The organism is Aeromonas sp. 604443 (genome assembly GCF_049170315.1).
GTDB lineage: Bacteria > Pseudomonadota > Gammaproteobacteria > Enterobacterales > Aeromonadaceae > Aeromonas > Aeromonas veronii_A.
In genome coordinates this window covers 39,640-56,327 of record NZ_JAAKMI010000015.1, presented here as the reverse complement: position 1 = coordinate 56,327, position 16,688 = coordinate 39,640, and the positions used below count along the sequence as shown (strand labels likewise).

Annotated in this window: 16 protein-coding genes; 13 read left to right on the top strand and 3 right to left on the bottom strand. The window is 60.1% G+C overall.

Features of this window, described 5'->3' with window-relative positions; all coding sequences use genetic code 11:
- Window positions 1–20 precede the first annotated feature (20 nt).
- From torA to G5380_RS17520, 5 genes are all read left to right on the top strand, one after another.
- Window positions 21–2,513 (top strand): trimethylamine-N-oxide reductase TorA, encoded by a 2,493-nt coding sequence (gene torA / locus G5380_RS17540; RefSeq protein ID WP_421352944.1) that lies wholly within the window; start codon window positions 21–23, stop codon window positions 2,511–2,513.
- 100 nt (window positions 2,514–2,613) lie between these two features.
- Complete coding sequence (torD, locus tag G5380_RS17535) at window positions 2,614–3,282, top strand: molecular chaperone TorD (RefSeq protein ID WP_181223322.1); 669 nt, start codon at window positions 2,614–2,616, stop codon at window positions 3,280–3,282.
- A gap of 7 nt (window positions 3,283–3,289) precedes the next feature.
- Window positions 3,290–3,658: a hypothetical protein gene (locus G5380_RS17530; protein WP_216951965.1), complete on the top strand. Its 369-nt coding sequence runs from the start codon at window positions 3,290–3,292 to the stop codon at window positions 3,656–3,658.
- A 170-nt stretch (window positions 3,659–3,828) separates the two neighbouring features.
- Window positions 3,829–4,968, top strand: a complete 1,140-nt coding sequence (locus G5380_RS17525) for a hypothetical protein (protein WP_421313401.1) — start codon at window positions 3,829–3,831, stop codon at window positions 4,966–4,968.
- Window positions 4,958–5,581: a MipA/OmpV family protein gene (locus G5380_RS17520; protein ID WP_216951967.1), complete on the top strand. Its 624-nt coding sequence runs from the start codon at window positions 4,958–4,960 to the stop codon at window positions 5,579–5,581. The genes G5380_RS17525 and G5380_RS17520 overlap by 11 nt, the downstream gene beginning before the upstream one ends.
- Here the strand turns inward: G5380_RS17520 and G5380_RS17515 are convergent.
- Together G5380_RS17515 and G5380_RS17510 are read right to left on the bottom strand one after the other, a co-directional pair.
- Window positions 5,571–5,804: a hypothetical protein gene (locus tag G5380_RS17515; RefSeq protein ID WP_216951968.1), complete on the bottom strand. Its 234-nt coding sequence runs from the start codon at window positions 5,802–5,804 to the stop codon at window positions 5,571–5,573. The genes G5380_RS17520 and G5380_RS17515 overlap by 11 nt on opposite strands.
- A gap of 277 nt (window positions 5,805–6,081) precedes the next feature.
- Window positions 6,082–6,360: a hypothetical protein gene (locus tag G5380_RS17510; protein ID WP_216951969.1), complete on the bottom strand. Its 279-nt coding sequence runs from the start codon at window positions 6,358–6,360 to the stop codon at window positions 6,082–6,084.
- Between the two features lie 169 nt (window positions 6,361–6,529).
- On the opposite strand from G5380_RS17510, the gene acs reads away from it, so the two are divergent.
- The 7 genes from acs (at window position 6,530) to G5380_RS17475 (ending at window position 14,417) form a co-directional block, all read left to right on the top strand.
- A complete protein-coding gene (gene acs, locus G5380_RS17505) occupies window positions 6,530–8,476 on the top strand; it encodes an acetate--CoA ligase (RefSeq protein ID WP_421255682.1) in 1,947 nt (648 codons plus the stop codon).
- A gap of 288 nt (window positions 8,477–8,764) precedes the next feature.
- A complete protein-coding gene (aroQ, locus tag G5380_RS17500; protein ID WP_139743401.1) occupies window positions 8,765–9,214 on the top strand; it encodes a type II 3-dehydroquinate dehydratase in 450 nt (149 codons plus the stop codon).
- A gap of 36 nt (window positions 9,215–9,250) precedes the next feature.
- Window positions 9,251–9,706 carry an acetyl-CoA carboxylase biotin carboxyl carrier protein gene (gene accB, locus G5380_RS17495; protein WP_216951971.1) on the top strand — a complete coding sequence of 152 codons (456 nt, stop codon included), beginning with the start codon at window positions 9,251–9,253 and terminating at the stop codon, window positions 9,704–9,706.
- A gap of 15 nt (window positions 9,707–9,721) precedes the next feature.
- Entirely contained in the window at window positions 9,722–11,062 is a 1,341-nt protein-coding gene (gene accC / locus G5380_RS17490) for an acetyl-CoA carboxylase biotin carboxylase subunit (RefSeq protein ID WP_216951972.1), read from the top strand.
- Between the two features lie 127 nt (window positions 11,063–11,189).
- Complete coding sequence (locus tag G5380_RS17485) at window positions 11,190–11,453, top strand: YhdT family protein (protein ID WP_005349483.1); 264 nt, start codon at window positions 11,190–11,192, stop codon at window positions 11,451–11,453.
- Window positions 11,443–12,900, top strand: coding sequence for a sodium/pantothenate symporter (gene panF / locus G5380_RS17480; protein ID WP_204420362.1), 1,458 nt, complete (start codon window positions 11,443–11,445; stop codon window positions 12,898–12,900). Before G5380_RS17485 ends, panF begins: the two co-directional genes overlap by 11 nt.
- Before the next feature lie 89 nt (window positions 12,901–12,989).
- Complete coding sequence (locus G5380_RS17475; protein ID WP_346213141.1) at window positions 12,990–14,417, top strand: PTS transporter subunit EIIC; 1,428 nt, start codon at window positions 12,990–12,992, stop codon at window positions 14,415–14,417.
- A gap of 1 nt (window position 14,418) precedes the next feature.
- Here G5380_RS17475 and G5380_RS17470 read toward each other — a convergent pair whose 3' ends face one another.
- A complete protein-coding gene (locus G5380_RS17470; RefSeq protein WP_167570465.1) occupies window positions 14,419–15,291 on the bottom strand; it encodes a LysR family transcriptional regulator in 873 nt (290 codons plus the stop codon).
- Window positions 15,292–15,391: 100 nt separating this feature from the next.
- On the opposite strand from G5380_RS17470, the gene G5380_RS17465 reads away from it, so the two are divergent.
- The gene (locus G5380_RS17465) at window positions 15,392–16,408 is read left to right on the top strand and encodes a zinc-binding alcohol dehydrogenase family protein (RefSeq protein WP_421352943.1); all 1,017 of its coding nucleotides are present in this window, start codon (window positions 15,392–15,394) and stop codon (window positions 16,406–16,408) included.
- The last annotated feature ends 280 nt before the right edge of the window (window positions 16,409–16,688 follow it).

Sequence of the window (16,688 nt, the reverse complement as noted above, 5' to 3'; positions counted from 1 at the left end):
TTCGAAAGAGGAATAACAAGATGATCAATATTTCCCGTCGTGGTTTTCTGGGTGGCTTGCTGGCCAGCGGTGCCTCTGCCCTGATCGGCCCCTCCCTGCTCGGTCGCGCCGTGATGGCCGCCGAGTCCGGCGAAAAACTGGTGCAGTCCGGCTCCCACTGGGGCGCCTTCCGGGCCCGGGTGGTCGATGGACGCTGGGTCGAGACCCTGCCGTTCGAGCATGACAAGCACCCCACCGACATGCTCAAGGCCTTGAGTGAGGTGGTCTACAACCCCTCCCGCATCCGCTACCCCATGGTGCGGCTGGACTGGCTGCGCAAGGGCCACCAGTCCGACACCAGCGAACGCGGCCAAAACCGCTTCGTGCGGGTCACCTGGTCCCAGGCGCTGGACTTCTTCTATCACGAGCTGGAACGGGTGCAGAAAACCTATGGCCCGAGCGCCCTCTATGCCGGCCACTCCGGCTGGCAGTCGGTGGGCAAGTTGCACTCCGCTGGCGCCATGCTGGGACGCGCCATGAACCTGCACGGCACCTATCTGGCCAAGGCCGGTGACTACTCCACCGGTGCCGCCCAGGTGATCCTGCCCCACGTGGCGGGCGCCATGGAGGTGTATGAACAGCAGACTTCCTGGCCGCTGGTGCTGGAGCACAGCAAAACCATCGTTATCTGGGGCTCAGATCCCATCAAGAACCTGCAGGTGGGCTGGCTGGTGCCGGATCACAGCGTCTACGACTACTGGGCACAGCTGAAAGAGAAGGTGGCCAAAGGCGAGATCCGGGTGATCAGTGTCGACCCGGTCAAATCCAAGACCCAGAAGTACCTCAATTGCGATCAGGTGACCCTGAATCCGCAGACCGACGTACCGCTGATGCTGGGCATCGCCCACACCCTCTACAGCGAGAAGCGCCACGACGAGGCGTTTCTGAAGAACTACACCACCGGCTTTGACAAGTTCCTGCCCTATCTGCTGGGCACCAACGATGGTCAGGTGAAGGATGCGGAGTGGGCCGCCGCCATCTGCGGCGTCCCTGCCGAGACCATCCGCGAGCTGGCCCGCGCCATGAGCAGCGGCCGCACCCAGCTTATCGGCGGCTGGTGCGTGCAGCGCATGCACCACGGCGAACAGTACGCCTGGATGCTGGTGGTTCTGGCCTCGATGATTGGCCAGATCGGCCTGCCGGGGGGCGGTTACGGCTTTGGCTGGCACTACAACGGGGCGGGCACCATCACCTCCAGCGGCCCCATCATGTCCGGTTTCAGCTCGGTCATTCCCGGCGTTAAACCACTCCATGATGGCGACTGGAAGGGCTACTCCAAATTCATTCCGGTGGCCCGTTTCGTCGACTGCATCCTCAATCCGGGCAAGCAGATCGCCTTCAACGGCCAGACCATCACCTACCCCCACATGAAGATGGCGGTGTTCTGCGGCAACAACCCCTTCCACCACCAGCAGGATCGCAACAAGATGGTCGCGGCCTGGCGCAAGCTGGAAACCGTGGTCAGCATCGATCACCAGTGGACCGCCAGCTGCCGCTTCGCCGATATCGTGCTGCCCGCCACCACCACCTACGAGCGGGATGACATCGAGCAGTGGGGTTCTCACTCCAATGCGGGCATTCTGGCCATTTACAAGGTGGTGGAGCCGCTGTTCGAAGCGCGGGATGACTACGACATCTTCGCCGATCTCTGCCGTCGCTTCGGTCGCGAGGCCGAGTTCACCGGTGGCAAGAGCAAGCTGGAGTGGATCCAGAGCATCTATGACGATGCCCGCCTGCAGGGCCGCGGCATCGGCATTCGTCTGCCCCGTTTCAGCCAGTTCTGGCACGGCGAAGGCTTCGTCACCTTCCCGGCGGGCCAACCCTGGGTACGTCACGAGTCGTTCCGTCAGGAGCCTGATCTGGAGCCGCTGGGCACCCCGTCTGGCCTTATCGAGATCTACTCCAAGACCATCGCCGACTACGGCTATGGGGATTGCCCGGGCCATCCGGTCTGGATCGAGCCCTACGAGCGCTCCCACGGCGGGTCGGGCAGCAAACAGTACCCGCTGCACCTGCAATCCTGCCACCCGGACAAGCGGCTGCACAGCCAGCTCTGCTCCTCCGACAACTATCGCGCCACCTACACAGTGCAGGGTCGCGAGCCTGTCTACATGAATCCGCAGGATGCCAAATCCCGCGGCCTCAAGGACGGCGATCTGGTGCGGGTGTTCAACGGCCGCGGTCAGGTATTGGCCGGTCTGGTGGTAAGCGATGACTACGCCCCCGGCGTGGTGCGCATTCAGGAAGGAGCCTGGTATGGCCCGCAAGAGGGTGGCAAGGTAGGGACTCTCTGTACCTACGGCGATCCCAACGTGCTGACTGCCGACATCGGCTCCTCCAGCCTGGCGCAGGCCACCACGGCCCATACCGCGCTGGTGGAGATCGAGAAGTTCCGCGGGCAGGCACCTGCCGTCACTGCCTTCGGCGCGCCGGAATCGGCAAAGGGCATCGACCCCATGTTCCCGGCACTCTGACCCCGGGGGGGACGAAAGCGCCCCCTTGAGTTTCCTTTATTTTTAAAGTCGTTAGAATCGGGAGCCATCAAGGCTCCCGATTGCCATCCACGGAGGAAAAATGCAGGAATTTATGGCTACCAGCGAACGCCGGGCCGAACTCTACTGGTGGTTCTCCACCCTGTTCGCCGCCGAACTCAGTGATGAGCAGATCGCCGAATATGACACCTATGATGTGCGAAGCTTCCTGAAAAGCCTCTCCACCCTGGATCCGATGCGCGAAGCCGTGGCCGAGCTCAACGATGCCATCGCTCGCCTGCTGGTGCGCCCGGATCGCCAGCTGGAACTAGCCGCCGACTTCGCTGGCCTGTTTCTGGTGGATCCCAAACAGGGCGCCCTGCCCTACGAATCGCTCTACCGCGGCGAGGCCAAGCTGCTGATGCAGGCCCCGATGGCCGAGATGCAGGCCCGCCTCGATCGCCTCGGCATCAATGTCAGCGACAAATACAAAGAGCCTGCCGACCATCTGGCCATCGAGCTGGATCTGATGGGCAATCTCATCATCCGCGCGGCGGAAGCCAAGAGCGCAGCCGAGCGGGAACGCTGGCTCGACGAGCAGGAAGCACTGCTGCACGGCCATCTGCTGGGCTGGTTTGAAAAGTTCGAAAGCGCCTGTCGCGCCGCCGACCGGTTTGGCTTCTACGGCGCCAGTGCCCGTCTGCTGGGGGTCTTCCTCAAGATGGATGCCAACTACCTCTCTCTGGTCAAACCGGCACCGTCCGCCGACTGAGGCCGCGATGAAGACAGCCCTGCTTCTGATTGCATGCTGGCTGCTGGCCCTGATCCCGCTGGATCAGGGCATTACTCCCCTGATCGCGCTGCTGTTCAACCCGGATCGCGAGCTCTACGGCACCGCCCAGCTCACCGGATTTGCCGGCATCCTGCTCACCCTCTACCTTGCCAATCTCGGCGTCGAGGTGGTGTTGCGCCGCCGCTTCCAGATCGCCGGCATGCTGGCGCTGCTGGCCGCCTGGATCGACTTTATCAACAGCAGCGGCAGCGAGTCGCACTTCCTGCTGCTCTATCTGCTTGCCCTCCCCTTCCATCTGCTCGGCTGGCTGGTACTGGTGCGCGGTATTCAGGCATTTGGCCGAGAGAAAGGCTAAAAAACAGCCAATAATATTGCAAATCATGACAGCAAGGTCAGGCACTTCCCAGTCATTACAAGCACATCGGTACAGCTCCCCGTAATATTTGCTTACATTCAGCTCCCGTTCAGTTTTAAAAAAGCCGATATAGTGCCGCTCCTTTCGCCACACTACACAGGAGCAATCGTATGCCTCCACAGGATGCGCGCATCACAGGCCTCGATCTGTTGCGCGGGCTTGTCATCTTCATGGCCGTCTTCGAGCACTACACCGGTTACCTCAACTACTGGTACATCGATTTCTTCAATCGGGAACATGCCTTGTGGGACAGCTTCTATGTATCACACAAGGCAATGGCGGGGCACCTGCTCCCCATGGATCAGCTGACAGCACACGCATCAGCCTGGTTAATCCCCTGGGTCAGCCAGATCTACCTGGCCTTGGCCGCATTCAACCTGAGCCGCCGCGATCAGGCCAGCTTCAAGCCGCAGCTGGGCAGCAAGCTGGCCCTGTTTACCAGCATCATACTGATGCTCTATGTCGAAGGGTTGGTCATCGCCCCCAACTTCGGCGAGGCCATCTCATTCTACCCGGTCATGCTCTGGATGTGCCTGCTGGCGCTCTTCTCCATGGTGTATGCCTGGTTCGGCATCCGCGGCATGCTCCTGCTGACCCTTCTAAGCCTGCTACTGGATCAACTCGGCGTACAGGATCTGCTCGGCCATATCGACAGCTGGATGAAGCTGCACGTTCACCCCGACTATGAGCTGGATGCCCGTCTCGACCTCTTCATGGCCAGTGGCTGTTTCGGCTTTCTCTATGGCTGGTGCTGGCATCAGCGCCCACAATGGCGAGATCGCCTCAACCGTCTGGTACTGACGCTGTCGCTGGTGGCGCTGGCCATCTATCTCATGTTCGGCGAGACAAGCACGGTCGAGCTCAACGACATCTACGCCAACGAACACGAACTGGCGCTGGACATGATCGGCCGAGCCGGGATCTGGGGTATGGAGTTTCTGGTGATCGGTACCGTGCTCTGGCTACACCAACACAATATCCGTCTCTGCTGGCGACCACTCAACTGGATCGGCATGTACTCGCTGACCGTCTTCATCTTCCACAAGAGCATCTTCGTGCACCTGTGGGGCCCCTTGCTACTGTGGTGGACCGCCCGTCAGGGCACCATACTGCCCAACAGCTTTGGCCTTATCATGTTGCTCTGCACCGCCAGCGTACTGCTGATTTATGCTTTCCAGCGCTCCGGCATCATCTGTCATCTGATGGGAATGCATCAGGATCGGGACTGGGCGCGGCTATATGGCAAATAAGTATTGGCTGTCGCTGCTAATACTGGTAACGCTACCATTGCAAGCAAAGGAGTTGTTACTCGGCAGCAGCTGGCAACTGGACAGTAACCAGGCCAGTAGTAACGCAACCCAGCACAGCCAACTCTGGTGGGGTTATGAACGGGAGACCCAGGTTGGGCTCCTTTTCACTAACGGAAGCAGTGCCGGGCTGGCACTACCTCTCTATGAAAAGAGTTTTATCGCCTTGGGAGTCGGATCCATGCCAGTGGTTGATAGTACCCGTTTCAGTGCTATGTGGCGCCTGGGATGGCAGCTGGATGATGACCATCAATTGACGTTGTCCCAGCTCGTCGACCTCACTGGCCGTTATGGCCAGCTCTGGTACATGGAGCACAGCCTGCCGCTGCCGGCCGGGCTCTCCCTCAACCTCTGGCTGACCCGGGGCAGTCAGGCCCACATGGCCGCTTATGATGCTCATGAAGGTTGGCGAGACTGGGGGCTAACCCTGGAGCACAGTTGGGCTTGGCAAAAGTGGCAACTCGACGCAGAAGCGGGTGCCAAGCAGTGGCTCATCAAGGATCGCGATTGGCAACCCGTCGTGAACCTGACCCTGAGCTATCGCTTCAGCTGGTAACACTCACACCACAGGCAACTTCCACGTTTACCAGCGCCCACCTATCTTGGGTCCAGCCAAATGAAAACGCACAGACAGTCAAACCCATCGCATCATTAGGCTCTACAATGCAACTGCTTCCTGCAATCAGGGGGATATCCTGTTGCTGCGCACTCCAGGTTTCCTGACCAAATGGCAACATGCCAACCATGTTGCCAAATTCCATTACAACAGAGTCAATCATCGTCAGCCCTCTTTGCCAGCAAGCCGCACAGCTCAAGCACTAACGCTCTGATCGCGCATGATAAACATCCTCTGTTAGCAACATAACGCTCTCTCGGGATGTCAAAAGGACCACGGTAGCAAGGGCTTGCAACTCAGGCTGAACATCTGTGCCCACAAGCCCTTAACAGGGGAAAAAGGGATTATCTATTGGTACGCAACGTCAGGTCGACTGCGTTCATCAAAGGATGATGATGTCATTGGTGCCGCAGGGGAAAATCCCCTAGCGATAGATATGACTATCTGCCAAACGTCAGGGTGGGAACACCACCATCATCCCGCTCATTGAGCATGCGTGTGAGCGGTGAGTCGCCAGAGTAACGGGATCCAGGCTCACTGAGGGAAAATTTGGCCCCCGGTTTTTTTGCCTGCCATGCGTTGCCAAGCTGATCGGCAACCCGATCCCGCACGGTCTGTGACGGCTCCTGATGCGTAATCGCAAACTCTTTGGGGGGCTTGTCTGCCAGTACAGGCACATCAAACTGCCAGAGGGATGCACAGAGCAATAGAGAGAACATAACTACCTCCATCCATCAAAGTCCTCCTTTTTACTCACTCACCACCTGAGTGTCACCCATTACCCTGTAACCAAATGTTGCAGTCTATCCAAAAGTCTAATTGCCCCCATCAGCCAAAGGTATAAGTTGTTACTTAATTATTAAAAGTATGTATTCAAAGGAGTGAGTGATGAGCGAGAGCAAGGTCTATCCGGTCAAACCCCATATCAGCAACAGCGCCCTGCTCGACAAGGGCGACTACGCCGCCATGTACCAGGCCTCCGTCGAGGATCCCGATACCTTCTGGGGTGAACAGGGCAAAATCCTCGACTGGATAAAGCCCTACACCAAGGTAAAAAACACCTCCTACGATCCGGGCCATGTCTCCATCAAATGGTTTGAGGATGGCCAGCTCAACGTCTCCGCCAACTGCCTCGATCGCCACTTGGCAGAGCGTGGCGACAAGGTCGCCATCATCTGGGAAGGGGACAACCCTGCCGAAGATCGCAAACTCACTTATCGCGAATTGCACGCCGAAGTGTGCAAGTTTGCCAACGTCTTGAAAGCACAAGGGGTTCACCGCGGCGACGTGGTCTGCCTTTATATGCCCATGGTGCCCGAAGCCGCCATCGCCATGCTGGCCTGTACCCGCATCGGCGCGGTACACAGCATCGTCTTCGGCGGCTTCTCGCCGGAAGCGCTGGCCGGCCGCATCATCGACTCGGGCTCGCGCATCGTCATCACCGCCGACGAGGGACTGCGTGGCGGCCGTCCGGTGCCACTCAAGAAGAATGTGGATGAAGCGCTCACCAACCCGGATACCCAGGTCAACAAGGTTATCGTGCTCAAGCGCACCGGCGGCAATGTCGCCTGGCACAACCACCGCGACATCTGGTGGCATGAAGCAACCGCCGCCGTCAGCAGCGACTGCCCGCCCGAGGCGATGAACGCCGAAGATCCGCTCTTTATCCTCTATACCTCCGGCTCCACCGGCAAACCCAAGGGGGTGCTGCACACCACCGGCGGCTATCTGGTCTATGCCACCCTCACCTTCAAATATGTGTTCGACTACCACGAAGAGGACATCTACTGGTGTACCGCCGATGTGGGCTGGGTCACTGGTCACTCCTATCTGGTCTACGGGCCGCTTGCCAACGGCGCCACTACCATCATGTTCGAAGGGGTGCCCAACTACCCGGCCACCAACCGCATGAGTCAGGTGGTGGACAAGCACCAGGTCACCATTCTCTATACCGCCCCTACTGCCATCCGCGCCCTGATGGCCAAGGGCAACGAAGCGGTCACCGGCACCTCGCGCCAGAGCCTGCGCATCATGGGCTCGGTGGGTGAACCCATCAACCCGGAAGCCTGGGAGTGGTACTACCGCACCATCGGCGACGAACGCTGCCCCATTGTCGATACCTGGTGGCAGACCGAGACCGGCGGCATCCTGATTACGCCGCTGCCCGGCGTCACCGACCTGAAACCCGGCTCAGCCACCAAACCCTTCTTCGGGGTGCAACCTGCGCTGGTCGACAACATGGGCGAACCGCTGGAGGGGGCCACCGAGGGCAATCTGGTGATCACCGACTCCTGGCCGGGTCAGATGCGCACCGTATTCGGCGATCACGAGCGGTTCGAGCAGACCTACTTCTCCACCTTCCCCGGCCGCTACTTCACTGGCGACGGTGCCCGTCGCGATGCCGATGGCTACTACTGGATCACCGGACGGGTGGATGATGTACTGAACGTCTCCGGCCACCGCATGGGTACCGCCGAAATTGAATCGGCGCTGGTGGCCCATCCCAAGATCGCCGAAGCCGCGGTGGTGGGGGTTCCTCACGAGATCAAGGGTCAGGGCATCTATGCCTATGTCACCCTGATCGCCGGGGAAGAGCCGAGCCGTGAGCTGCACAAAGAGGTGAAGGAGTGGGTGCGCAAGGAGATCGGTGCCATCGCCACGCCAGATGTCATTCACTGGGCGGAGGGGCTGCCGAAGACCCGTTCCGGCAAGATCATGCGGCGAATTCTGCGCAAGATCGCCACCGGCGAGACCGACAGCCTGGGGGATATCTCCACCTTGGCGGATCCGGGCGTAGTAGACAAACTCATCCGCGAGAAGTCGGAAGCAGCCTGATCCCGCTTCGTTTGTTGCTCGACAAAGCCGGCCCTGTGCCGGCTTTGCTGTTTCTACAGCGGTACAAACGGCCTGAGCGGCTGAAACTGGGTGCACAGGGAGGTGGAGCTCAATAAATAGCCAGATGTAGAGATTAGACCAGTAAAATGCTGCTAATTTTCACGAAATCAATATAATTGCGAAATCTGTGTGCCAGGGCACACCGATTTGCGCAGAAAATGGCTAGATTTCAGGTAGTCCACAAGATAGCTGACAGATAGCAGCATGATCATCGAGGATGCACTCAATATGTCGCAACATCGCCGAATTCTCCTGCTCAACGGTCCAAACCTGAATCTGCTGGGCAAACGGGAACCGGGTATCTACGGCAGCAAGACGCTCGATGAGATCGTCGCCGATCTGAAGCTCAACGCCAGCGAACTCGGTGTCACTCTGGAACATCTGCAATCCAACGCCGAACATGAGTTGGTCAGCCGCATCCATCAGGCCATGGGTCAGGTGGATTTCATCATCATCAATCCGGCCGCCTTCACCCACACCAGCGTCGCCATCCGCGATGCGCTGCTGGGTGTCGCCATCCCCTTTATCGAGGTTCACCTGTCAAACGTTCATGCCAGGGAGCCGTTTCGTCATCACTCCTATCTGTCTGATGTCGCCAAAGGGGTCATTTGTGGTCTGGGGGCCGATGGCTATCAATTCGCTTTAACCGCGGCCGTGCGCCATCTGCACGCGGCTTGATAATCACTGATCAGATAAAGAAGAAAGAGAATGCTAATGGATATCCGCAAAATCAAGAAGCTGATTGAACTGGTTGAAGAGTCCGGCATCGCCGAACTGGAGATCTCCGAAGGTGAAGAGTCCGTTCGCATCAGCCGCAACTTCGCAGGCCAGGTCACTGCCGCACCGCAGATGATCATGCAGCAAGCAGCCGCTCCGGTTGCCGCTCCAGCCGCCGCCCCGGTTGCCGCTGCGCCGGCCGCAGATGCCGCACCGAGCGGTCACCTGATGCGCTCTCCCATGGTTGGCTCCTTCTACCGCTCCTCCAGCCCGGAAGCCAAGCCGTTCGTGGAAGTGGGTCAGCAAGTCAATGTCGGCGATACCCTGTGCATCGTCGAAGCCATGAAAATGATGAACCAAATCGAGTCTGACAAGGCCGGTGTGATCAAAGCGATCCTGGTTGAAAATGGTCAGGCCGTCGAATTTGACGAGCCGCTGTTCATCATCGAATAAGGGAAATCGCCACCCATGTTGGACAAAGTAGTCATCGCCAACCGCGGTGAAATTGCCCTGCGGATCCTGCGCGCCTGCAAAGAGCTCGGGATCAAGACAGTGGCCGTTCACTCCACCGCCGACCGGGAGCTCAAACATGTGCTGCTGGCCGACGAATCCATCTGTATCGGCAAACCAGCCAGTACCGACTCCTACCTCAACGTTCCGGCCATCATCGCCGCCGCCGAGGTGACCGGTGCCGTGGCCATCCACCCGGGTTACGGCTTCCTTTCCGAGAACGCCGATTTTGCCGAAGTGGTCGAAAAATCCGGCTTCATCTTCATCGGCCCGCGCGCCGAGACCATCCGCCTGATGGGTGACAAAGTCTCCGCCATCGAAGCGATGAAGAAGGCAGGCGTACCGTGTGTACCGGGCTCTGACGGTCCGGTGGACAACGACACCAAGCGCAATGCCGCTATTGCCAAGCGCATCGGCTATCCGGTGATCATCAAGGCTGCCGGTGGCGGCGGTGGTCGTGGCATGCGCGTGGTACGCAGCGAGGCCGAGCTAGCCTCCGCCATTGCCCTAACCAAATCCGAAGCAGGCCAGTTCTTCAAGAACGACATGGTTTACATGGAGAAGTACCTGGAAAACCCGCGCCACATCGAAATTCAGGTGTTGGCAGACGGCCAGGGCAACGCCCTCTATCTGGGCGAGCGTGACTGCTCCATGCAGCGTCGCCACCAGAAAGTGGTGGAAGAGGCGCCGGCGCCCGGCATCACCGCCGAAATGCGCAAGTTCATCGGCGAGCGCTGTGTGCGCGCCTGTATCGAGATCGGCTACCGCGGTGCGGGTACTTTCGAGTTCCTGTACGAGAACGGCGAGTTCTATTTCATTGAAATGAACACCCGTATCCAGGTTGAGCACCCGGTCACCGAGATGGTCACCGGTATCGATCTGATCAAGGAGCAGCTGCGCATCGCCGCCGGTCAGCCCCTGTCGATCACCCAGCAGGATATCCGCATCCGTGGCCATGCCATCGAGTGCCGGATCAACGCCGAAGATCCGGCCACCTTCATGCCCTCTCCGGGTCTGGTGCAGCGCTTCCACGCGCCGGGTGGACTGGGCGTGCGTTGGGACTCCCACATCTATGCCGGTTACAAGGTACCGCCCCACTACGATTCGATGATCGGCAAGCTGATCTGCTACGGCGAGAATCGTGACATTGCTATCGCCCGCATGCGTCATGCGCTGGACGAGCTGGTGGTGGAAGGGATCAAGACCAACGTACCGCTGCAAAAAGAGATCATGAAAGACGAAAACTTCCAGCACGGTGGCACCAATATCCACTACCTGCACAAGAAGTTGGGTCTGTAAGGATCGCTGATAGTGACCGGACTTCCGGTGGAAGTCTGCTCCGCAAGGAGCCTCTGCTGAAAAAGGGCCATGGCGACATGGCCCTTTTTTGTTATCCTTGCGCCCCTCAAATTTGTCGGAGGCCAAGGTGAACCGTTTTGCTCTCGCCCGCCGGGAAGCAGCTTTCTGCCTGCTGCTGACCCTGTTCTACTTCTTTGCCTGGTATGGCACCGCCTATTTTATCCCGCTCCAGCTGGAGTTGTGGGGGCTGCCGCTATGGTTCCTGCTCAGTTGCATGGTGATGCCGCTGCTGTTCATTCTGCTCTGCGCCCTGATGGTGAACCGGCTGTTTGTGGAGATCCCCCTCGATACCCACTCCCCTTCCGGCAAGGAGTCATCCCATGAATCTTGAGTTGATGCTGCCGCTCGTCATCTATCTGGTGCTGGTGCTGGGGGTGGGTTTCTGGGCCAGCCGCCATCGCGCAGAAGGCAACTTCGTGCAGGAGTACTTCATCGGCAACCGCAGCATGGGCGGGCTGGTGCTGGCGATGACGCTAGTGGCCACCTACACCTCGGCCTCCTCCTTTATCGGTGGGCCGGGCGCGGCCTACAAGATCGGTCTGGGCTGGGTGTTGCTGGCGATGATCCAGCTGCCCACCGTCTGGCTCACTCTGGGAGTGCTTGGCAAGAAGTTCGCCATCATCGCCCGCCGGGTCAATGCGGTGACCATCAACGACATGCTGTGGGCCCGCTACCAGAGCAAGGCGGTGGTGATCCTCGGCTCCATTACTATCATCCTCGCCTTTATCGCGACCATGGTGGTGCAATTCATCGGCGGCGCCCGCCTGCTGGAGACCGCTACCGGCCTCTCCTACCAGCAGGGGTTGATGCTGTTTGCCAGCTGCGTGCTGCTCTACACCATCATCGGCGGCTTTCGCGCGGTGGTGATGACTGATGCCCTGCAGGGGATCATCATGCTGATCGGCACCGGCGCCTTGCTGGCGGGGATTTTGATTGCCGGTGACGGCCTGCCGAACCTCATCCACCAGCTCAGGGAGATCGACCCCAAGCTGGTGAGCCCGCAGGGGGCCGGCGACATGCTGACCCAGCCCTTTATGTTGAGCTTCTGGATCCTGGTCTGTGTCGGGGTGGTGGGGCTGCCCCACTCGGCGCTGCGCTGCTTTGGCTATCGCGACAGCAAGGCGCTTCACCGCGGCATCCTGATCGGCACAGTGGTCAGCGCCCTGCTGATGTTTGGCATGCATCTGGCGGGCGCCCTTGGCCGCGCCATCCTGCCCGGCATGGACAGCCCGGACAAGATCATGCCCTCCCTGATGATGGAAGTGCTGCCCCCCTGGCTGGCCGGGGTCTTTCTGGCGGCACCGATGGCGGCCATCATGTCCACCATCGACTCCCAGCTGATCCAGGCTTCCGCCACTCTGGTGAAAGATCTCTACCTCAACTATCTCAATCCAAAGCAGGAGAAGCTGGAGGTGCGCATCCCCCGCCTCTCCCTGCTCTGCACCCTGATCTTGGGCACCCTGGTGCTGCTGGCGGCGCTGCAACCGCCCGAGATGATCATCTGGCTCAACCTGCTCGCCTTTGGCGGTCTGCAGGCGGTGTTCCTCTGGCCACTGGTGCTCGGCCTCTACTGGTCGCGGGCCAACGGCCCGGGCGCGCTGGCCAGTATGGTCAGCGGCATCGTCAGCTATGGGGTACTGAGTCAGTGGGGGATCAAGCTGGCTGGTCTGCACGCCATCGTGCCAAGCCTCACGCTGGCGCTGGTGGTCTTTATCACGGTGAGCCTGCTGACGGCACCGCCCTCGCGGGAAGTGCGCGAGCTTTTCGGGCAGAAATAATAAAAATATAAATTAGGGGTTCCAAAACTATCCCCAAATAGGTGTTTTCCGGTTAAACTGTGCGCCAAGTCACAGAACGTAGCCGCTGTATGCCCGTTAAAGCCACTCGACAAGTCGTTACTCAAGCCCTGCAGCGGCTCGGTTATGCCCTGCTGCTGCCCGTCTCCATCCTGCCGATGGCGGCGCTGATCTACCGGCTTGGCCAACCCGACGTGCTCGATTTGGCGGTGCTCTCCCTCACCGGTCAGGCGATCTTCAGCCAGATGCCGCTTATCTATGCGGTGGCGATCGCCTTTGGCCTGAGTCGGCAGGAGCTGGGCGGACAGACGCTGGCGGGTGCGGTCAACTTCCTGCTGCTCAGCACCGCCTTCAATACGCTGGCCCCCAACCTGCACGCAGACATGATCTGCGGCCTGCTGGCGGGACTCACCACCGCCATTATCTATCCCTGGGTTCACCAGCAAACCCTGCCCCGCTGGCTGCAGATCGCCAGGGGGGAGTTTCCCAGCCTGCTGGTGTCGGCCTTGGCCTGCCTGCTGATCGCCATCCCCCTCTCGCTGCTGTGGCCGCCACTGGAGCGCGGGCTGACCCTGCTCACCTCCGAGCTGCTCACCACGCCGTTTGGCGCCTTCTGCTACGGCACCCTCAACCGGCTGCTGATCCCGCTCGGGCTGCATCAGGTATTGGGCAGCGTCATCGGCCTTGGCGAGAGCAACCTGCAGGCGCTGGCCACCGCCCAACCCCTTCATGAAGGGTATGTGGCCGGTCTCTACCCCATCATCATGTTCGGACTACCGGGCGCCTGTTTTGCCATCTGGCTGCACCGCCAGCGGATGCAGCGGCTGCCACAGGGCGGGCTGCTACTCACCCTGGCGCTCACCTCGGCACTGGTGGGTATCACAGAGCCTATCGAATTTCTGTTCGCCTTTACCGCCCCCTGGCTGTTTCTCGCCCACGCCCTGCTGACCGGGCTATCGCTCGCTGTCTGTAGCGGGCTGGGGATCAAGGTGGGCAGTTACTTCTCCGCCGGCCTGCTGGATCTGGTGCTGAGCTATCAGGCAGGGGAGCACAGCTTCTGGCTCATTCCGGTCGGTATCCTGTTCTTCGTTGCCTACACCCTGCTGTTCTATCAGCTGCTGGAGCGTGCCCCCCTCAGCATGCCGAGCAAGCCCATCGCAGTGGAGCATCCGCGCCTTGCCAGCGTTGCCCCCTCAGACCCGCAGATGCTGGCGATCCAGTACCTCAAGGTGCTGGGCGGGATGGACAATCTGGTGGCGATGAGTGTCTGTATCACCCGCCTCAGCCTGCGGGTGCGCGATATTTCACTGGTGGATGAATCTCGCCTGCTGGGCCTGGGCTGCCTCTCCTGGATCCAGCTCAACGACCACCAGCTGGTGCTGGTGCTGGGCCCCAGCGCCAGCCTGATTGAAGGGCAGATCCGCATGCTGGCGGAGCGCCAGTCGGTCCCCCTCGGCCTCAAACCCAATAAGGAGTCGGCCAGCCAGAGCAGCTGGTAACTCAGGCAAACGGCAAGCGCTCGGCCACGAAATCCATCAGGGTGCGCAGAGCGGGGGCCAGATGCTCCCGGCTCGGATAGATAAGGTAAAACGGGTTGGCCGGAATGGGCTGATCCGGCAACACCTTCTGCAATCGCCCCGCCGCCAAATCCCCTTCGCAGACATGGTGTGGCAACAGGGCAATCCCACCGTCATGGAGCGCCATCTCCCGCAGCGCCAACAAGCTGTTGCTGACACAGGCCCCCTGCGGCCGCCAGCCCCCCTCCTGCAATGGCCACACCGGCATGGCCGAGTGCACCAGACAGGCATAACGGCCCAGCTCGCTCAACTGCTGCGGCATGCCGTGGACCGCCAGATAGGCGGGCGCTGCCACCAGATGACGCGCCACCTGCCCGATGCGCCGACAGATGAGGCTGGAGTCTTTCAGCGGCGCCGCCCGCAGCGCCAAATCATAACCTTCCCCCACCAGATCGAGCTGTTCATCGCTCAGGGTCAGTTCCAGCACCACCTCGGGATAGAGGGCGCGAAACTCGGCGAGGATCCGGCCAAGCAATAGAGTACCGGTCGCCTCGGGGGCAGTGATCCGCACCCGCCCCGCCGGGGCCGAGCGCAGCCGTGCCATCGCCAGATTGGCGCTGCGGGCCAGTGCCAGCAGCCCCTGACAGTGCTCCACATAGAGCTCCCCCTGCGGGGTCAAGCTCAACCTGCGAGTGGTACGCTGCAACAGCCGCACCCCGAGCTGGGATTCGAGCCGCGAGATCTTCTGGCTCACCGATGACTTGGGCATACCAAGCAGCTCGGCGGCCCGGGTAAAGCTTCCCTGCTCCACCACGGTGGCAAACAGTCCCATCAACTCCAGATCGACATTGTTCATATATTCAAACAGTCTTTACCTATTACCCATCTTAATCTTCATAATCAACCAGACTAGAGTGAGTGGCAATCCCGAACACAGCGATTTGAAAGGAAAAACCATGAAAGCCATTGCCCTGACTCACTATCTGCCAAGCGACCACCCCGACTGCTTCATCGCCGCCAACCTGCCCGATCCGGTTCCGGGTCCGCGGGATCTGCTGGTGCGGGTCACCGCCACCTCCGTCAATCCGGTAGATACCAAGGTGCGCTCCCCCAAGGCCAAAATTGAAAGCTCGCCCAGGGTACTGGGCTGGGATGCGGTGGGGGAAGTGATCGCCACCGGCAGCGAAGTGACCCTGTTCAAGGCGGGCGACCGGGTCTGGTATGCCGGCGACATCAGCCGCCCCGGCAGCAACAGCGCCCTGCAACTGGTGGATGAGCGTATCGCCGCGATCGCCCCCACCAGCGTGAGCGATGTGGAGGCCGCCGCCCTGCCGCTGACCGCCATCACCGCCTGGGAGACCCTGTTCGAGCGCTTCGCCCTCACCCGCGAAAGCCGTGGCAAACTGCTGATCATCGGCGGCGCCGGTGGCGTGGGCTCCATCGCCATCCAGCTGGCCCGCCAGCTCACCGGCATGGAGGTGATTGCTACCGCCTCCCGCCCCGAGAGCCGCGAGTGGTGCCTCGAGATGGGGGCCCATCAGGTTGTGAACCACCACAAGTTGCAGGAGGAGCTGACCGCCCTTGGCATCACTCAGGTCGATACCATCTTCTGCACCAACGCCACCGCCGAGCACTGGGCCACCATGGCAGGGCTGATCCGCCCGTTTGGCCATATCTGTACCATCGCCGAATCGAGTGAGCCGTGGGATCTCTCCCTGCTCAAGAGCAAGAGCGTCACCTTCAGCCAGGAGTTCATGTTCACCCGCTCCCTGTTCCAGACGCCGGACATGATCGAGCAGCACCACCTGCTCTGCCGGGTGGCGGCACTGGTCGATGAAGGGGTACTGCAGACCACTCTGACCAGAACCATCCCCTCACTGACCCCAGTCACGCTGGCTCAGGCCCATTCCGAGGTTGAAGCGGGCCGCATGGTAGGCAAGCTGGTGATCGACATGAGCGGCTTTGCCAACTAAGCCTTCAAACGCACCATGATGGGATAAGTTCACCAAGGAGATGCCCCAAACGGGCACAACCAGCAGCGCTAATGCCAGCCAGCGGCAGGCCAACATCCAACAATCAGCCAAAAAAGAGGCCATTTCGCGAGAAATGGCCTGAATACCTGAACATTGGGGTAACAATCACACACATATCCTTATGCAGGACATATTAGTCTTTGCATCTGGCGTGCCAACTGCAGCATGAATGCGCCAAAACGGCGTCAGTCCATCCTTGAGCAAGGTGCCGACCTTGCTC